Raw genomic sequence first — 17,296 nt, forward strand, 5'->3', positions numbered from 1 at the left:
CTGGCATTATCAGATATCATCAAACAAGGAAAAATTATGAAACGGAGACTCTTAGCCCCTTTGGCCATCAGTGCGGCATTACTTGGCTGTGTTAGCACGACCACAGGCACCGACATCAATCCTGAGCGCAAGCAGCTGCTTATTTATTCCAATGCCGAAATGCAGCGAATGGCAGACAACTATTATCGCCAAACCTTAGCAGAATCACGCAGCCGAGGTGTGCTAGACAGCAATACTGCCCAGGTTAATCGTGTGCGTACTGTAGCCTCTCGATTGATTCCCCATGTGTCGTTGTTACGACAAGATGCCGCAGGCTGGGATTGGCGGGTTCATGTCATCACAGACGATACTGTCAATGCCTATGTCATGCCTAATGCTAAAATTGTCTTTTACTCGGGCATTATTGAGCGACTAAATTTGAGGGATGCTGAAATTGCTGCCATCATGGGTCATGAAATGGCGCATGCCTTGCGTGAACACTCACGTGAAAAAATCAGCCGGCGCGTTGCGACCAACGCCACCTTTGGCTTGGCAACCTCTTTATTTGGCTTGGGTGGCAGCGGTGTTCAGGCTTTAGGCTTGGCAGGCAACCTAGGATTAACCTTGCCTCACTCACGCTTTCAAGAAACTGAGGCGGATAAAATTGGGCTTGAGCTGATGGCACGCGCAGGCTATAACCCACAAGCTGCTGTCACTTTGTGGCAAAAAATGGAAGCCATGCAAGCAAATAGCGATGTGATCCGTGTTGGCTTTTTAAGCACGCACCCAACCTCAACCAATCGTGTCAAGGAGCTGCAAGCCATGCAAGGGGCGGTTAAACCTTTGTATGAAGCGGCTCGTCAAGGTCGTTAAACTCATTCAAAAAGGCAGATTCACGCAACATTATGTGGACGCAAATCAGCCTGGGGTAGATAATGGTAACTAAACGAATTGTAAACAAATAGGGGCTTAATGATGAAAGAATCAACAACAGCACTCGCATTGTTCGTAATGCCTTTAGCAGCGGCTGCAACCATACCTGCTTATGCCAATGCTGGCGAAGTACAAGGTTACATGGTTGACATCTGCAAGCCTGCGGAAGCTGAGGGTGTAGAGTTTGCCGACGAGACGCTCAACAGAGATTTTTGTAGCGCTCAAGCGGCCAAAGCGTATAAAAAATTTGGCACTAAGGACATTAATTTTGCAAATAAATTCGTTTTGACAAGAATGTATGGCACAAGTTATGTCGCTATTGACCCTGCTAAAAAACAAGTCTATGTGATGCCCTTTGCCATTGAAAATTCGCGAAATAGTGGAAAACCGGGCAAAATCACGTTCAAAAAAAAATAGCCATAGAGTGTGTACTTACGGTGATGACACCTCTTTGCCTGCCTATAATGTTTTTTCTACCGGTGGCGACTCAAGCCATCCTGAGTACAACTTGTGTATAGAGTTTTACCCCACCGAGGGTTTTAGTCAGTATTACAATCCTGTGCATATCAAAACAGGTCGTATCGCTTCAAGACTATAAAAACCACCCTACCATCAGCATGTAAGCAATGTGATGTAATCCTCTCCCTAAAGTGAGGGGAGTAAGTCAATGATATATTTGTTAATGAGATTGAAACACAACATGCGGATATAGACTTTAACTTGCGGCGAAGCTAGGCTAAGGTGCGGACTTAACGGCTTGTTTAGGTTGGGTTTGTCTACGCTGGATCATATCGCGTCGGCGATTGACCTTTTTTGCACCCCAAAGGTGTGCTAAACTGTCAGTAAGTTTGCATATTTTAAGGATTTTTATGAAAAAATTTATTTTGGCAGCGTCATCACTCCTTTTATTGACCGCCTACGCTTCTGAACAGCCTGCGGCGGCTACCAATCCACAAGCAACTCATGAGCCAACCGAAATGCTATACCCGGTTGTTACGGATTCAGGCATACTGTATTCTCATGATAACAGCACTGAAGAAGAAATAGAGGCTGAAATCAACCGTGTGCCGCCTGGCACAGTAAGGTGTGGCAGTGCCTTTTACCCTTTATTTGATATCTTGCAGCAGGAAGAAAAAAGAATCCTGTATAACTTTACAACCGGCCCTGAATGGATTGAATGTACTGATGAGCCGATTTTTATGGATTAATTGAACTGATCTTGTCATCTCTATTTTTGTAGATCACTGCCCGCATTATGCGGGCTTTTATTTTCCAAAAATTCACGGCAAGGCGTGGTGGTTTAAGGGTATGTTTAAAATCTACGTGCCTGCTGGGCTTGGGCGATAATATGGTTTGACAGGTAGTTAACCCACCACATACACAGAGGTATTTTATACAAGCCAAGACCAAAAAAACTGTGAATTAAAAAAAACACCCTTTTTAAAGGGTGTTTCGTTTCTTGCTAGATATTAATAGCAGTCTATCTCATCGTTAGTGCCTGCACTAATTTCGGCATAGACCTGATTTTCCGCCTTATGTGAGCCAACATTTAACTCAAGACCATCCTCCAAAGTATCCAAAACAATCATCGCACATTGATCATTGTGATAATCTGCTTTGATGACCTTGCCTGAAATTTGCAACGTATTCATCTTTGACTCCATCCAGCATTATCACTAATCAATTTGATATTTTTAGAAATCAAGCTGGTTCGTTTTTAGCCGTTTTCATCAATATATAAAGCAGTAAAATAATTATCGTATGGGTATTTTTGAATATCGACATACGCACGATACTTGACAACAAAGTTACCGCGCTTATCTATAATCGCATATTGATCAGGGCGGTGGGCTGCACCTTCCTCACGATAAATTTGTGCATCAGCAGCATGATTAATCACCGCCGCATAGCCATGAAAAAATGCACGACTGGATAAATGATCTTTGTTGGTATGACCAAAATTAAAAGGGATGGCGACCGCGCCGTTTGGATATAAGTAGCCAGCTTTGTAAGAGTTGGTCGCACGATCTTTGATAACCGCATAAATCAAACCGTCCGTTTCTTCACCCAAGTATTCATACTTGCGCACATCAAATTGATAACGCGATTGATCCGCAAGCGTGATCTTTTTATTATCAACAGCGACATACGGTTTTCTTGGATCGTCAATATAACGGCGTGCCGCATCTGTGCCAATTAACCACTCAAGCTTCTTAAAATTACTCACCTTTTTTTCATACGCTTGCTCTGGTGATAAATTAGGATCAATGGTTGCACATGCTGAAAGGGCAAGTGATGCGCCGACAACCAATGGTAAATATTTTTTCATAACAGCTCCTTTTGGTGTGTGAAAGTAATGAATTAACAATTACTGCCTTGCCTTGTATCCAAAAACCGTAGCCAGCATTGCAAAATTTTGTTTTAGTGTTTTGATATCATCTAAGTAGCGCTGTTTTGCTTTTTGTTTTGACTCAATAATTTCGATTAAATTGCTGATCAATGAGCTTATAAGAGGCGTTATCCAGCCCCATGATATCCGGATACTCCTCGTGTCTGTCTTTCAAAGGCAATAAAAACCCCTAAAGATGGCGAACTTTAGGGGGCGAAGCGTTAAGACCAGGCGGACCAATACGGTCCTTTTTTATCTTCTTTTAGCCAGTAACAGGTGTGATTTTCAATATCATACTCTTTTGACATGACATCAAACCCAAACTCAGAATCCCAAATTTGTAAACCAGAAGCGGTGTTAATGCACAATCGGTTACTGTTTTTACCGTAAGAAAGTTTAGGCGGGTTCGCTGAGCTTGCCGATTGCCCAATAACGGGTAGTACAGACACTTTTTTTGATGACTTATGGATTGCAAACCAGACTGTTTCAGTCCTGTTAGCATTGGGGTAAGTGTGTTGGTACAGGACGTAATTTGTATTAAAATTAGCAGGTTTGGCAAAAGCTTGGTTTAATAATTTGCCAGTACTTTTGGTATTGCAAAATTTAACACTGCGTGGATCTTTGGCAAGTCCACTGGCTTCAATGGCATGCTCTTCGGCGGCATAGCAACGATCCACCCAAAAATTGCCAACTTTCTTAAAATCCGGGCGCATAAAATCATCTTCAACAGCAGCAATGGCTTCATAAGCAGGGTCAAACTCGTCCTCATAATCCGCCAGTGCATTGTTTGAAACTACCAAGCCTGCCACTAGGGATAGAATCAAGACCTTTTTCATTAATAAGCTCCCTAAATTATCGTTAAATCAAGGTTATTGTAGCAAACCCAAATCAAAATAAGCAAGAATTAATGACAACTTGAGTTTGCCAGCACGCGCGGCATCTTCCATCATTTTCTCAAAGATGGCACCATCCGCATTGTATTGGCATATTTTACCCCCCTCCCGAAGCGTTTGTATTACTTAAAGATGTAGAATTTGACCCTTGTGCCGCCGACAAATCACGATAAATGGTAAAGTTTGTGCGCTGGCTGGCATAAATTCAATCCCTGTACGCATCAATGGAATGACAATGGAAAATCATATTCGGTTCGCCATGAGGAGCTATTATTTTTGCATTTTAAGGGCTCTACATCAATGAATAGACAGCTAATCTTTAAAACAGTACCTATTTTCCATTTACCAATAAAGTCATGAATGATTTTTTGGGTGCTGGCAGAAATACCTCGGTTTTTCAGAAATATAATCTTGTTGAACCAGATGGTAGTGTTAGTAAATTGAGAACTCATATTCCAAGGCATAATATTAATACCTTTTTGGCGATTGCTGGGGTTGAAGATCATTTGCAAGCTATGCTAATGGGTCGGCTCGATATCAGACAAAACCATCATTATCAACACCTAACAGAGAACCTTTTAGCAAAAACTGTTAATGTATCTGCAGTTTCAACTGATGATGTAAAACTTGGTGAGATTGACTACATTACACCGCAAGAAATTGTGGAAAAAACAGGCTGCATTGCTTATAATCCAAATCTTGATTTGGATACAAACCTGAAGGTTGGCTTAGGTACTTTTGATGGTAGCAAAGATTTTGTCTCGTTTTTGCGAAGTGGTGCTGATGTTCTTTCTGATACTTTAGTGGGCTGTCAGGCTGCATTGGATGAACTGGATGAAGATATGGAGTTGGAAGAAGTGTCTCAGAAGAACTCCCAAGCCCTCCCCCTTTCGATTGGATTTTATGTAAAGCAAATGGTGAATTGGGGATGCGTTTATCGTTTAAAGTGTCAGTCTGGTGAGTTTTGCCCGCATTTTACATTAACAGGTCGCATGGATGAATATGCAAAGCTGCCCGCAAAACGGGGTCAGCTAGAAGACCAAATAAAAGTTTTAGAAGATTTACAAGAAACCACATCTGGTTATGATAAAGCATTGGTACGCATGAATCATTCAAAAGAAAATTTAACTCATCTTCAGGTATATCTGTCTCAATATTTAACGTCATTGAATGTTGTGAAAATTGAACAGATTCTTGATTCGACAACTTCATTCAAAGCATTAGCACAACTGTTTGCTCTGGAGCAACATAAAATTAACGAGGTATCATAATGAGAGGCAAAGCATTTGATATAGAAATTGAAAAAGAATTGCAATTAATGCTGATGGAAGGAATTGAGCAATCCCCTATTAGCGCTTCAAGCTTATATACGCGATTAAAAGCGAAGGGATTAATTAAAAGTAGCGGCTTAAGCATCCTGAGTACACATCGGAGCAAAGAGCTAATCGAGCGATATAAATACAAGCAGTTTATGGAGTTTGAGCCAAGTCCCAGTTCTCTTGAATCAGATGCTGGACGCAACTCTAAAGCTGCGCTAGTTAAGAGAAATAAAGAGCTTGGAGCTAGAAGTGCTGAGCTAGAAGATAGACTTGCTCGTAATTCAGCCACAATTATTGAGATTGCTAAATACATTCAGATAAACATCAACTATTCGGTGGCGTCTTTACTTGAGGGGTATCTAGTTAGGGAGATAAGACAACAATGAGTGTTGCTTCGAATTTGGGCTTTATCAAGCCACTGTTATTGTAAATATTGCTCGATATAGAGGTGATGAGCTTTGGATGGCTTATGGTATCTGCCAAGGTATTACCTTGTTTTGATTCAATAGTTTTTGATCTATCACCAATGGATGAGGATCAATCGCTTTTAATAAGCGTTTTAATTTATCTTTCAAATCTGATAAATTATAAATTTGCTTTTTGCCATTGGGTTGTTCAATATGTAAAACCACACGAATTTGTTCACATGCTAAAGCATTGCATGCGAAGGAGCGTTCTTTTTCATCATTCGCACAAAATTTAGCAGATACCAACCCTGCCAAAGAATCACGAACTTTTTGTGCAATTTCTTGTTCCAATGGCGGTTTATCTGGGTTTCTGGTACCTATGCGAAAATCTTTGATTTCGCATAACCACACCATATCTTTTGATTTGCGATATGCAATAATATCCACTGCTTTATTATCAGCACTACATTTGTTTTGAAATTGGTTTCTGTAGTGGCTCCAATCATCGTATTTACTTGCAACAATATCGCTTTCAAAATGAAAACTTAAAGAATCTTCAGTAATAATCATATTTATCTCAACTCATAACTGTAAATAACGTTCTGATTGTGCTAAATTTTCATCCAATGCAACAATGGTATCTAAATCATCTAAACACTTACCTTGCTGTATTTGTATCAAGCCATCATCATCTTTTATTAGTGAAAAATAATGTGCTTGAGATTGGTTGTTTTGCAAAATTTCCAATTCTCGCAATAAAAATAATGAATGTGTTGCAATAAATACTTGAATATTTTGCTGAGATAATTCAAAAATAATTTTAGCAGCTACTTTAATTAATTTTGGATTTAAATTAGATTCAGGCTCATCCCAAAATAAATAACCTTTACCCAATAATGAACCGGTTGCAACCAAATGTGCAATCATCATGAATTTTCTCATGCCTTCGGCTACCAGTGGTGCTTCCACACTGCCTAAATAAAATCGACCACTATAGTTATCCATAATAACTTTGTCACCCATGGCTTCTTCCAATGACGTGAGCAGCTTTTTAGCTGTTTTTGCCCTAGGACCTTTGAGCACTGGGAAACGTAATAATTTACAAGTATCCACCCAGTTTTCCTCAAATGGTGTGGCGACATCATCATAAGCATCAGGTAGCCAGTGAGATAAGGTGATTAGCTCCCTGGTAGGAATAAAAGCAGGTATGTCATTATATTCATCAGGAATCTTTTTAATATTCACTTGGGTGCTAGCATGATTAGAAAAATCAAGATGGGTTGTGGATTCCGACCCTATGGTTAAAACTAGCTCCGCACGACTACTTTTATTTTGTCGTTTGACTAGTCTTCCTAGGGAATCGGGTCGAAAAACCGCCAATAATTTATCTGCAAATATTTTTTGCAAATCCGTTTTGTACAATCTGTTTTTCTGTTTTTTATCGGATGTGACCTCTAATAATACATAGAGTATTTTTAATAAATGACTTTTACCTGCAGCATTTTCTGCCACAATGACATTTAAATTAGGTGAAAAATATAATGTTTCGTTAGGTAAAATGGTAAAGTTTTCAATTTTGAGCGACTTAATATGGTTCATTTTAATACTCAATACAATAAATTGGTATTTTATTATAACATGGTTATTAGATCCAGTGGTCACGTGAAGAGTGGAATGGGTGATCATTTGGAGTGCAATATGCACATATGCTTTAATGCTTCATTTTGTGTGGTAACTTAATAATACATTAAATTGATGAATACTTCTTTTTTATTTGGTGTTGCGACTGGGTTGTAAATTCAAGCTCAATAAAAAATACATCCAATCAAAGACTGGATGTATTTTGGCTATGAAAAATATGTTGAATTATAATTTTTCAGTCAGCTCAGGAACGATATTGTACAAATCGCCTTCCAAGAAGTAGTCAGCAACTGACGCGATTGGCGACTCTGGATCGTTGTTGATTGCCACGATGGTTTTTGAGTCTTTCATACCCGCCAAGTGCTGGATCGCACCAGAGATACCGATTGCGATGTATAGATTTGGGGCAACGATTTTACCCGTCTGACCAACTTGCATATCATTAGGTACAAAGCCTGCGTCAACCGCAGCACGGCTCGCGCCCACCGCTGCACCAAGCTTATCAGCCAAAGGCTCGATGTATTTGGTGAAGTTTTCACCACTGGCAAGCGCACGACCGCCTGAAACGACGATATTAGCTGAGGTTAGCTCTGGGCGATCAGACTTAGCCAACTCTTCTTTCACAAAGCTTGACTTACCAGCATCTTCGGCGATGTCCACTGCTTCAACAGAAGCACTGCCTGTCAATTCTGCCGGCTCAAATGCGGTACCACGCACCGATACCACCAATACATTTTCGCTTGATTTCACGGTAGCAATCGCGTTACCTGCATAAATTGGGCGCTCAAAAGTATTGGCATCTACCACAGCGGTAATGTCTGAGACCATGCTCACATCCAAAAGCGCTGCCACGCGTGGCAAAAAGTTCTTGCCAGTAGTCGTCGCAGGTGCCACGATATGGCTATAATCACCTGCCAAATCTTTGACTAGCAAAGCAACATTTTCTGCCAACTGATTGGCATAGGCAGCGTTATCCGCGACCAATACCTTGCTTACGCCTGCCACTTTGGCAGCTTCTTCTGCCACAGCTTGGCAATCAGCACCTGCTATTAGCACATGGATATCACCGCCCATCTTCGCTGCAGCGGTTACGGTCGACAAGGTCGCTGACTTTAGTTCTTTATTATCATGCTCTGCATATACTAAAATTGTCATAATTTTTTATCCTTAAACTTTGTAATGGGTATTAAATAACGCGCGCTTCATTTTTTAGCTTGTCGATCAACTCATCAACCGATGACACCTTAACGCCTGCTGAACGCTCTTTTGGTGCAGATACTTTGATGGTTTCAAGCTTAGAAGTCATTTCCACCCCAAAGTCTGCAGGTGATTTGGTATCAAGTGGCTTTTTCTTAGCTGCCATGATATTTGGCAGTTTAGGGAAGCGTGGTTCATTCAGACGCAAGTCAGTAGTGATCACTGCAGGTAGTGATAGCGCCACCGTCTGAAGACCGCCGTCGATTTCGCGCGTGACATTCACTTTATCACCTTCAACCACAACTTCAGAAGCAAAGGTGCCTTGACCCACGCCCATCAGCGCTGCAAGCATTTGACCTGTTTGGTTATTATCGTCGTCAATCGCCTGCTTACCTAGTAGTACAATCTGTGCACCTTCAGCTTCTGCCACACCTTTTAGGATTTTGGCGACTTGTAGTGGCTGTGCTTTGGCGTCAGTTTCAACCAAAATACCGCGGTCAGCGCCCAATGCCAATGCTGAGCGGATTTGCTCTGAAGACTGGCTGGTGCCGATAGAGACAGCGATGACTTCGCTTGCGACGCCTTTTTCTTTTAGGCGTACCGCTTCTTCGATAGCAATTTCACAAAATGGGTTAACGCTCATCTTAGCATTAGCAAGCTCTACACCTGACTCATCAGCTTTTACACGCACTTTTACATTGTGGTCAACGACACGTTTTACCGCGACTAATATTTTCATAGAATCCTCTTCTTTTGTTACATTAAATAAAAACACAGACCCTAATACAATACACATTCCGCGCGGTTTTGTAAACTACAGAACGTAAATTTTCGTTCAAAAAATGATAACTTTGACCAATGGGTCATTTTTGTAACAATATTTTGCCTCTTTGCAGTTCAGGCTTAAATATTTTTTGATGATTCATCGCTAGGGTTTGTAGATATCGCATGATACAATAGCGTTTTTGCCGTCTGCGCGGTGGTTTATGACTGTATTTCGCTCTTTATCTGATGAACAACAAGGCTATTTATTTACCTTTATCACCATGTGCATTTGGGGTGCGTTTGGGCTGATGGCTCGAATGAATGCCTATTGGCAGATTCAGATTTGGGATGTATTACTTCTTCGATTTGGTATCGCCGCCGCTGTGCTTTTACCCATTTTATGGTGGAAAAAAGACTATCGCTTTCTTTTTGATTTTAAAATGGTCGTACTGGCTTTGACCGGTAGTATTGGCTATTGCGTGTTTGTTTATAGCGGATTTTTTTATGCCCCTGTGGCGCATGGCGTGGTGTTTTTGAATGGTACATTTCCGCTATTTGCCGCGCTCATCGGCTATCTGATGCTAAGACAGCCGATCGACAGACAGACCGGCATAGGTTTATCCATCATCGTGATAACTTTGCTATTTATGACCGTCAGCATGATCATTGGCGATGGACACTTTGGGCGCGGCGATTTGATGTTTATTGCCAGTGGGCTATGCTGGGGGCTGTTTTCGGTACTGCTTCGCAAATGGAGCTTTTCTGCCTGGCACATCATGTGCGGCGTCGCCATTTGGTCAGCGATCATTTATACGCTGATCTATGTCTGCTTTGTCACGCCTGCCTTCGATCAAGTCAAGCCTTTACACTTGGCATTTCAAGGGATATTTCACGGCATTTTTGTGGTCATCATCGCAACCTTAACCTATGCCAAAGCGGTGGCACAAATCGGCATCTTTAAAGCAGGCAGTATCGCCAATTTAGCACCCTTTATTGCCAGTATCATTGCGGTGCCACTGCTTGGAGAGCTGCTAAATACCACTCTAGTCATCGGCTTGATAGGCATGGCATTGGGCGCTTTGCAGCCTTGGCGCTGGTTTATTGGGCGCTAAGATTATAAGCCTTGCCACCCACCAAAAGCGTTTGTAGGGTATTTTGACCAATCAAATAACTCAAATCTGCAGGGCGGCTGATATCCCAAAAGGCAATGTCTGCATCAAACCCCACTTTGAGCTGACCTTTATGATGCTCAAGCCCCAATGCTTTGGCGGCGTGGCGTGTCGTCCCTGCCAGTGCTTCTTCTGGCGTGAGCTGAAATAAAGTACACGCCATGTTCATCGCAAGCAGTAAAGAGGTGGACGGTGATGTGCCAGGATTGCAGTCGGTGGAGACCGCCATAGGGACGCCCTGCTTACGCATACGATCTATCGGTGGCAGCTTGGTCTCACGCAGGACATAAAATGCTGTCGGCAAAAGCACCCCCACCACGCCCTTATCCGCCATTTTTTCAATATTAGTGCCATTAAGATATTCAATGTGATCAGCGGACAGCCCCTCATAAGCTGACACAAGACCTGCACCGCCCATATCTGATAGCTGCTCGGCGTGTAGTTTGACAGGCAGACCCAAAGACTGCGCCACATCGAACACTTTTGATACCTGCTCTGGGCTAAACGCGATATTTTCACAAAATGCATCCACCGCATCCACCAAGCCTTCTTCATATAAAATTGGCAGCCACTGGCAGACTTGATCGATATACTCATCAGGCTGATCTTTATACTCTGGTGGCAGCGCATGGGCAGCCAGATAGGTTTTTTTGACTGTGATACCGTAGTTTTTACCCAGTGCTTGGGCGACTAAGAGCATTTTTCTTTCATTTTCCAAATCCAGACCATAGCCAGATTTGATTTCAATGGTTGTCACACCTTGGTTGATCAAAGCTTGCAAGCGCTTTTCGCTGGCTTGATACAGCTCATCAAAACTCGACTGACGCACTGACTTGACCGTCGAGACGATGCCGCCGCCTTGGTTAGCGATGGTCTGATAATCCACACCATTTAAGCGCATCTCAAATTCATTACTGCGATTACCTGCATAGACCAAATGTGTGTGGCAATCAATCAACGCGGGGGTGAGCCACTGATGATTGGCGTCTATCACCTGATCAGCCGTCAGCCCTGTAGCCGAATGGGCGATATGCTGAATCTTACCTTCGCTGATTCCGATTGCGCCATCTAGGATCTGCCCATAAGGCACCTGCCCACCAAAACCAAACTCATCATTCATGGTCGCCAAATTTGCATGAATGATCAACGTATCAAAATGAGTCATCATCTCCCCTTTATTACTATCTTTTTAGATTTAAAATTTGTAAAATAACTGACCGATCACGCATCAGACCATTGAGCTTAATTTATTTATCCATACCAAATAAATCAAGCATCAGATTATGGGATCATGTTCTGTCAGCAATAGCTGTTCTACACATACAGCCAATAGACGAGCAGCCACTTTTGCGCCTCGATCGTCAATGTCATAAGCAGGATTAAATTCTGCAAAATCAAGCACCTTAACTTTATGTGTGTCAATGATCTTAGTAAGTAAAAACTCAAGCAAATCCAAATCAATGCCCTTTGGATTAACAGCGCTGACCGCTGGCATCACACCCGCTGGCAAGCAGTCCAAATCGACGGTCACATACAGCACATCCACAGCCTCGATAAACTCCGCCAAGCGTTGCCAAATCTCATCATACGACAGACGATGGCACTCATCATCACTAACGATGCCAACGCCAAGCTGATTGGCTTTATCAAACAAGCTTGCGGTATTACCAAAACGGCTGATACCTACACAAAAATACGCAAAATCCCGACCCAGCATCTCGCTGATTTGTAAAAATGGCGTACCTGAAGTGGCATACTCATCAGTGCGTAAGTCAAAATGCGCATCAAAATTAATAATACCAATCTTTTGGGAAGTATTTTTGAGTTTCAAAAATTGATATAAGCCCAAAAAACTACCAAAAGCAATCTCATGCCCACCACCCAAGCCAATGGCGACCGAGTTTTGAGCCAAAATTTCGGTCACTTTGTCAGCATGCAGTGCTTGGGCGGACTCAAGACTATGCGGCATGATTTCTACAAAATCTTCACAAACGACCTCGCCTACATCCCCGACCAAGTGATTTAATTGACCATACGCATCTTGGATAGCTGGCGTTATGGGAAGCTTCGCGAAAAATTGGCGGATTTTGGCAGGTCCAGAGTTTGCCCCAATGCGTCCAAGATTGCGCTTCACACCTTCATGACTGGCAAAACCAATCAATCCAATGCGCTGATAATCAAAACCTTGCACCATCTGATGCCAGTATAACGACCTGTCCGACTCTAAAGGATCGCTGCGTCCAGTATAGCCACTGGCAACAAAAGAAACAAAATCCGCCATGATAAATTTTTCCAAATTAAATTACAAAATGATCACAATCATCAAATCATGCATTCACATACCAATCCGATCTTAGCTCCGACCAGCTCTCTAACAGCTCGCCTGATAACACCATTTGCTTGGCATGTTCGATATCACTGGCAAAGTAGCGATCTTTATCATAAAAATCAACCACAGCACGCAGCTGACTGTGCACCTGAGAGATTTTTTGTGATGTTGATAAGCCATTTTGGATATGAAAATCCACACCTTGAGCAGCGGCAAGCAGCTCAATCCCCACCACTGTGGCGGTGTTGTGTGCCATCTCATACAGACGGCGAGCAGCAAAAGTCGCCATAGACACATGGTCTTCTTGGTTGGCACTGGTGGGTATGCTGTCCACGGAGGCAGGATGCGTCAAAGATTTATTTTCAATGACCAAAGCCGCTGCCGTGACATGAGCGATCATAAAGCCTGAGTTTAAGCCTGCATTTTTTACCAAAAATGCAGGCAGCCCGCCTGACAATGTCTGATCAATCAATAAAGAAACACGGCGCTCACTCATCGATCCAATCTCACTGAGCGCCAGCGCCAGCATATCAGCAGCAAAAGCCACTGGCTCAGCATGAAAATTACCCCCAGAGATCGCCACAGGCTCATCATCATGGAAAATCAGTGGATTATCAGTGACGGCATTGGCTTCAGTGAGTAAGGTTTTGCCTGCTTGGTTGATGATATCAAGACATGCACCCATGACCTGAGGCTGGCATCTTAAGCAATACGGATCTTGCACACGCTCATCATCTTGAGCATGGGATTCTCGGATGGCGCTACCCTCAATCAGCCCTCGATGAGTTTTGGCGATTTGAATTTGTCCGTAGTGCCCACGAACTTCGTGTATGCGCGCATCAAAAGGCGCATCTGAACCACGCGCAGCATCGATAGACATACTGCCCACAACCGTCGTCGCCGCCAACAGATCTTGCGCCATAAAATAACCGCGTATCGCCAAAGCTGTCGAGACTTGCGTTCCATTAATCAGCGCAAGCCCTTCTTTGGCTGCCAGTTTGACTGGTGTTAAGCCGGCTTGAGCCAGTGCCTCTTTGGCAGATATGGTTTGACCATCCACCACCACCTGCCCTTCACCCAAAATTGCCAATGTCATGTGCGATAAAGGCGCCAGATCACCACTTGCCCCCACCGAGCCTTTGGCTGGGATGATTGGCATGATGTCATGATTAATCAAGCCCATCAAAGCATCAATCACCTCGCGGCGCACGCCAGAGCAGCCTTGGGCTAGGCTTGATAATTTCATCACAATGATCAAGCGGACGACATTGTCAGGCAGACGCTCGCCTGTGCCCACGCAGTGACTTAAAATCAAGTTTCTTTGTAAGAGTTCAAGCTCATCATCGGCGATGCGTGTTTTGGCAAGCAGACCAAAGCCTGTGTTAATGCCGTAAGCGGCTTTGTCTTTTTTGATAATTGCCTGAACCGCTTCATGCGATCGATCAATTTGAGCATAATTGTCAGGATCAAGCGTGATAGTCACTGGATTATTATAAATTTTGCGAAGCTGATCAAAGGTCAGCCGACCTGCTGAGAGAAACACGGTGTTTTTCATAAGACTATCCTTAATCAATTAATAGATCCAGCCCAAATGTATCGCCAAATGACCAAACGCACAAGCAAATAAAATACTCAATGCAACGCGTATGAACCAGATTAAGACCATTTTAGCGACAGACAAAGGGATTTTGGTTGCCAATACACAAGGCACCATGCCCGAAAAAAAGACCACCGAGGAGACCGACACTACTGCGGTCACATAACGGGTCAAGACATCGCTTTGAGCCAATAAAAGCGCAGGTAAAAACATCTCTGCCAGACCAGAAGACAAGCCTTTGGCAGCGCCCATAGGATCGGACAATCCCCCCAGCCAAGTAAACGGCACCAACGCTAAGCCAAGAATGTCAAAAACGGGCGTGTACTTTTCTAATAATAATCCAAATAAGCCAATGGCAATGATGGCAGGCACGACCGCTGCAGACATTTGGATGCCATCCCAAAGATTTTGTCCCAAAACTCGATACAGCGGCGGCGCACTTTTGGCGGTTTGGACACCTGTTTGCCATGCGTGACTTAGGCGTGAATGATTAAACTCAATTTCATCAGCCATGGTTTTTTGATCATCCATATTTCTAATGGGCGGCAGGCGAGCTGTGATCGCTGTCACCAAAAAAGTAATGACCAGACACGACCAAAAATATACATTCCAAAACGGCATCAACTCCAAAGTCTTAGCGACAATCACCACAAATGCTGTCGAAACCGTCGAAAATCCAGTGGCGATGATCGCCGCTTCTTTGGCAGAGTACGCCCCTTTGAGATACACACGATCCGTAATCAAAAGACCGACAGAATAGCTGCCCACAAATGACGCCACAGCGTCTATCGCCGACGAGCCAGGAGTCCGCCAAATCGGTCTCATCACAGGCTGCATAATCACGCCCATCATCTCAAGCAAGCCAAAAGCAATCAAAAAGGACAGCATGAGTGCGCCAATGGGAATGATCATACCAACTGGCAACGCTAATTTTTCAAACAAAAATGGCAGCATGTCTTTGGTCATCAGTATGTCAGGCGCAGTGCCTGTCACATACATGACCGCTAAGATCAAACCCAATACTTTAAACGCACTTAAAATCATATTGGTCGCATTTGAGCGCCATGTCCCAGAAACAAACGGCTTGGCAACGCCATAGATCATGAGTAAAAATAACAAAATGACAGCCAAGGTGCGCTGCTGGTTCACCAAGTAGCCAGCCATATGATCAAAAGCAATGGTGCGCTTGCCACCGATGGTGATCGGCACAAAAAACAGCGCGATGCCCAATAAGCTAAATCCAGTCATTTGTATGACGGCTAAGGTGTTTGACTTAAGAGGCTGATTAAACATCCTAGACCTAAATTTAAATTAGAAAATGAGAGATTAACATAGCTAATGGTATAGATACTAACATAGATAGCGCTGTACGAATAAACCAAATGAGTGTCAAGGCATAAAATGACAGTGGTATTTGTGTCGCCATAATACACGGGATCGATGCAGCGACAAACAAAATTGAGGAAATGGCAACAATTCCTGAAACCAAACGGGACACTATATCAGATTCCGCCATAATTAAGGCAGGCAAAAACATTTCTGAATAGCTTGTAGAAACGGCGGCGGATAATTCCAGCCCATTGTCTATGCCAAATATTAAAGTAATCGGATAAAAAGCATAACCAACCCAATCAAACACAGGTGTATATTTTTCTATCAGTAGGCTTAGCGTTCCAATAGATAAGATGGTTGGTAGGATAGTCATGGTCATGACCAGGCCGTCTTGCAATGTTTCTTTGATAAGTTCTCTGGGTCTTTTGGGCTGGTTGGCTACTCTAATCGCTTCATTTATTGCTGTTTTTAATCTTTCGCCCTTTTTTGCAATTATTTCAGAGTTAATTGCAGTTTCGCTCATCCTTGAAATAGGAGGTAATCGTGCACTAATGGCGGTAACAATAATCGTTGTGATCAATGTTGCGATAAAGAATACTGACCAGATATCCATTAAATCCAATGTTCTAGCAACAATCACCATAAATGCTACAGATACCGTAGAAAAACCTGTAGCGATAATTGCCGCTTCCTTGGCAGAATACTCACCATTTAAGTAAGCTTTATTGGTAATTAATAAACCAACTGCAAAGCTCGTTACGAAAGACGCCACTGCATCAATCGCAGACCTACCAGGGATATGAAAAAGTCGGCGCATAAATGGCTGTGATAATCCACCTGCCAGCTCCACTAGACCATAGTTGACAAGTAAAGGCATAAATAATGCACCTATCGGCACAAGGATAGCGACAGGGATAACTAATGCCTTCCATAAAAATTCAAGCATAAAAGGTTCATAAAGTACAACAGGCCCGGATTTTGTCATTACCATAGCCGCCATAATAATGCCAGCAAATTTAAATAGCGCGAATATAATTGAACCAATACCCTTTTGCCAGAATTTATTTTTTACAGAATGAACACATCCACCAATAATTAAAAACAGGGCATACCACCCAGCATAATCACCTAATAGCTTTTCAGCCCATATCACGAAATGATCCAATAAAATTGTATTTTTATCACCTATACTAACTGGAACAAAAAATATGGCTACGCCAAAAGTGCTAGGTATAAGCAATTGAAACCACTGTTTTACTGTATGCTGTTTTCCCATAGTCTACTCCCTTAAACTTTAAATTGATTAAGCAGCAACATAGGAATCGCACCTGCATTACTGCTTTTAA

General features: G+C 42.8%; 19 protein-coding genes. 7 read left to right on the forward strand and 12 right to left on the reverse strand.

Annotated features, from left to right (window positions below; all coding sequences use genetic code 11):
- Positions 1 to 36 precede the first annotated feature (36 nt).
- The 4 genes from B0180_RS01430 to B0180_RS01440 all read left to right on the forward strand — a co-directional run bounded on the left by B0180_RS01430 (position 37) and on the right by B0180_RS01440 (position 2,120).
- The gene (locus B0180_RS01430; protein ID WP_078255337.1) at positions 37 to 852 is read left to right on the forward strand and encodes a M48 family metallopeptidase; all 816 of its coding nucleotides are present in this window, start codon (positions 37 to 39) and stop codon (positions 850 to 852) included.
- A gap of 102 nt (positions 853 to 954) precedes the next feature.
- A complete protein-coding gene (locus B0180_RS01435) occupies positions 955 to 1,329 on the forward strand; it encodes a hypothetical protein (protein WP_078255338.1) in 375 nt (124 codons plus the stop codon).
- 7 nt (positions 1,330 to 1,336) lie between these two features.
- Positions 1,337 to 1,510: a hypothetical protein gene (locus tag B0180_RS10110; protein WP_167366902.1), complete on the forward strand. Its 174-nt coding sequence runs from the start codon at positions 1,337 to 1,339 to the stop codon at positions 1,508 to 1,510.
- 271 nt (positions 1,511 to 1,781) lie between these two features.
- On the forward strand, positions 1,782 to 2,120 hold the full coding sequence (locus B0180_RS01440) for a hypothetical protein (protein WP_078255339.1): 339 nt from the start codon (positions 1,782 to 1,784) through the stop codon (positions 2,118 to 2,120).
- A 261-nt stretch (positions 2,121 to 2,381) separates the two neighbouring features.
- On the opposite strand, the gene B0180_RS01445 is transcribed toward B0180_RS01440, so the two are convergent.
- The 3 genes from B0180_RS01445 to B0180_RS01455 all read right to left on the reverse strand — a co-directional run bounded on the left by B0180_RS01445 (position 2,382) and on the right by B0180_RS01455 (position 4,137).
- Positions 2,382 to 2,564, reverse strand: a complete 183-nt coding sequence (locus B0180_RS01445; protein WP_078255340.1) for a hypothetical protein — start codon at positions 2,562 to 2,564, stop codon at positions 2,382 to 2,384.
- A gap of 65 nt (positions 2,565 to 2,629) precedes the next feature.
- Complete coding sequence (locus tag B0180_RS01450) at positions 2,630 to 3,241, reverse strand: hypothetical protein (RefSeq protein WP_078255341.1); 612 nt, start codon at positions 3,239 to 3,241, stop codon at positions 2,630 to 2,632.
- A gap of 281 nt (positions 3,242 to 3,522) precedes the next feature.
- Positions 3,523 to 4,137: a hypothetical protein gene (locus B0180_RS01455; protein ID WP_078255342.1), complete on the reverse strand. Its 615-nt coding sequence runs from the start codon at positions 4,135 to 4,137 to the stop codon at positions 3,523 to 3,525.
- Positions 4,138 to 4,550: 413 nt separating this feature from the next.
- Between B0180_RS01455 and B0180_RS01460 the strand changes: the two genes are divergently transcribed.
- Entirely contained in the window at positions 4,551 to 5,465 is a 915-nt protein-coding gene (locus B0180_RS01460; RefSeq protein ID WP_078255343.1) for a hypothetical protein, read from the forward strand.
- Positions 5,465 to 5,899, forward strand: a complete 435-nt coding sequence (locus B0180_RS01465) for a hypothetical protein (RefSeq protein ID WP_078255344.1) — start codon at positions 5,465 to 5,467, stop codon at positions 5,897 to 5,899. Before B0180_RS01460 ends, B0180_RS01465 begins: the two co-directional genes overlap by 1 nt.
- 81 nt (positions 5,900 to 5,980) lie before the next feature.
- Here B0180_RS01465 and B0180_RS01470 read toward each other — a convergent pair whose 3' ends face one another.
- From B0180_RS01470 to B0180_RS01485, 4 genes are all read right to left on the reverse strand, one after another.
- Entirely contained in the window at positions 5,981 to 6,490 is a 510-nt protein-coding gene (locus tag B0180_RS01470) for a cysteinyl-tRNA synthetase (RefSeq protein WP_078255345.1), read from the reverse strand.
- 12 nt (positions 6,491 to 6,502) lie between these two features.
- Positions 6,503 to 7,519 (reverse strand): AAA family ATPase, encoded by a 1,017-nt coding sequence (locus tag B0180_RS01475; RefSeq protein WP_078255346.1) that lies wholly within the window; start codon positions 7,517 to 7,519, stop codon positions 6,503 to 6,505.
- A gap of 267 nt (positions 7,520 to 7,786) precedes the next feature.
- The gene (locus B0180_RS01480; RefSeq protein ID WP_078255347.1) at positions 7,787 to 8,716 is read right to left on the reverse strand and encodes an electron transfer flavoprotein subunit alpha/FixB family protein; all 930 of its coding nucleotides are present in this window, start codon (positions 8,714 to 8,716) and stop codon (positions 7,787 to 7,789) included.
- A gap of 31 nt (positions 8,717 to 8,747) precedes the next feature.
- Positions 8,748 to 9,497 (reverse strand): electron transfer flavoprotein subunit beta/FixA family protein, encoded by a 750-nt coding sequence (locus B0180_RS01485; protein WP_049236567.1) that lies wholly within the window; start codon positions 9,495 to 9,497, stop codon positions 8,748 to 8,750.
- Positions 9,498 to 9,714: 217 nt separating this feature from the next.
- On the opposite strand from B0180_RS01485, the gene B0180_RS01490 reads away from it, so the two are divergent.
- Positions 9,715 to 10,635, forward strand: a complete 921-nt coding sequence (locus B0180_RS01490) for a DMT family transporter (protein ID WP_078255348.1) — start codon at positions 9,715 to 9,717, stop codon at positions 10,633 to 10,635.
- Here the strand turns inward: B0180_RS01490 and hutI are convergent.
- From hutI to B0180_RS01515, 5 genes are all read right to left on the reverse strand, one after another.
- Entirely contained in the window at positions 10,622 to 11,860 is a 1,239-nt protein-coding gene (hutI, locus tag B0180_RS01495) for an imidazolonepropionase (RefSeq protein ID WP_208609373.1), read from the reverse strand. The genes B0180_RS01490 and hutI overlap by 14 nt on opposite strands.
- 108 nt (positions 11,861 to 11,968) lie before the next feature.
- Positions 11,969 to 12,973, reverse strand: coding sequence for a formimidoylglutamase (gene hutG / locus B0180_RS01500; protein ID WP_078255350.1), 1,005 nt, complete (start codon positions 12,971 to 12,973; stop codon positions 11,969 to 11,971).
- Positions 12,974 to 13,019: 46 nt separating this feature from the next.
- Positions 13,020 to 14,576 carry a histidine ammonia-lyase gene (gene hutH / locus B0180_RS01505; protein ID WP_078255351.1) on the reverse strand — a complete coding sequence of 519 codons (1,557 nt, stop codon included), beginning with the start codon at positions 14,574 to 14,576 and terminating at the stop codon, positions 13,020 to 13,022.
- A gap of 18 nt (positions 14,577 to 14,594) precedes the next feature.
- A complete protein-coding gene (locus B0180_RS01510; RefSeq protein WP_078255352.1) occupies positions 14,595 to 15,911 on the reverse strand; it encodes a YjiH family protein in 1,317 nt (438 codons plus the stop codon).
- A 13-nt stretch (positions 15,912 to 15,924) separates the two neighbouring features.
- Positions 15,925 to 17,226: a YjiH family protein gene (locus B0180_RS01515; RefSeq protein ID WP_078255353.1), complete on the reverse strand. Its 1,302-nt coding sequence runs from the start codon at positions 17,224 to 17,226 to the stop codon at positions 15,925 to 15,927.
- Positions 17,227 to 17,296: the final 70 nt, after the last annotated feature.

This window comes from Moraxella canis (assembly GCF_002014965.1).
GTDB lineage: Bacteria > Pseudomonadota > Gammaproteobacteria > Pseudomonadales > Moraxellaceae > Moraxella > Moraxella canis.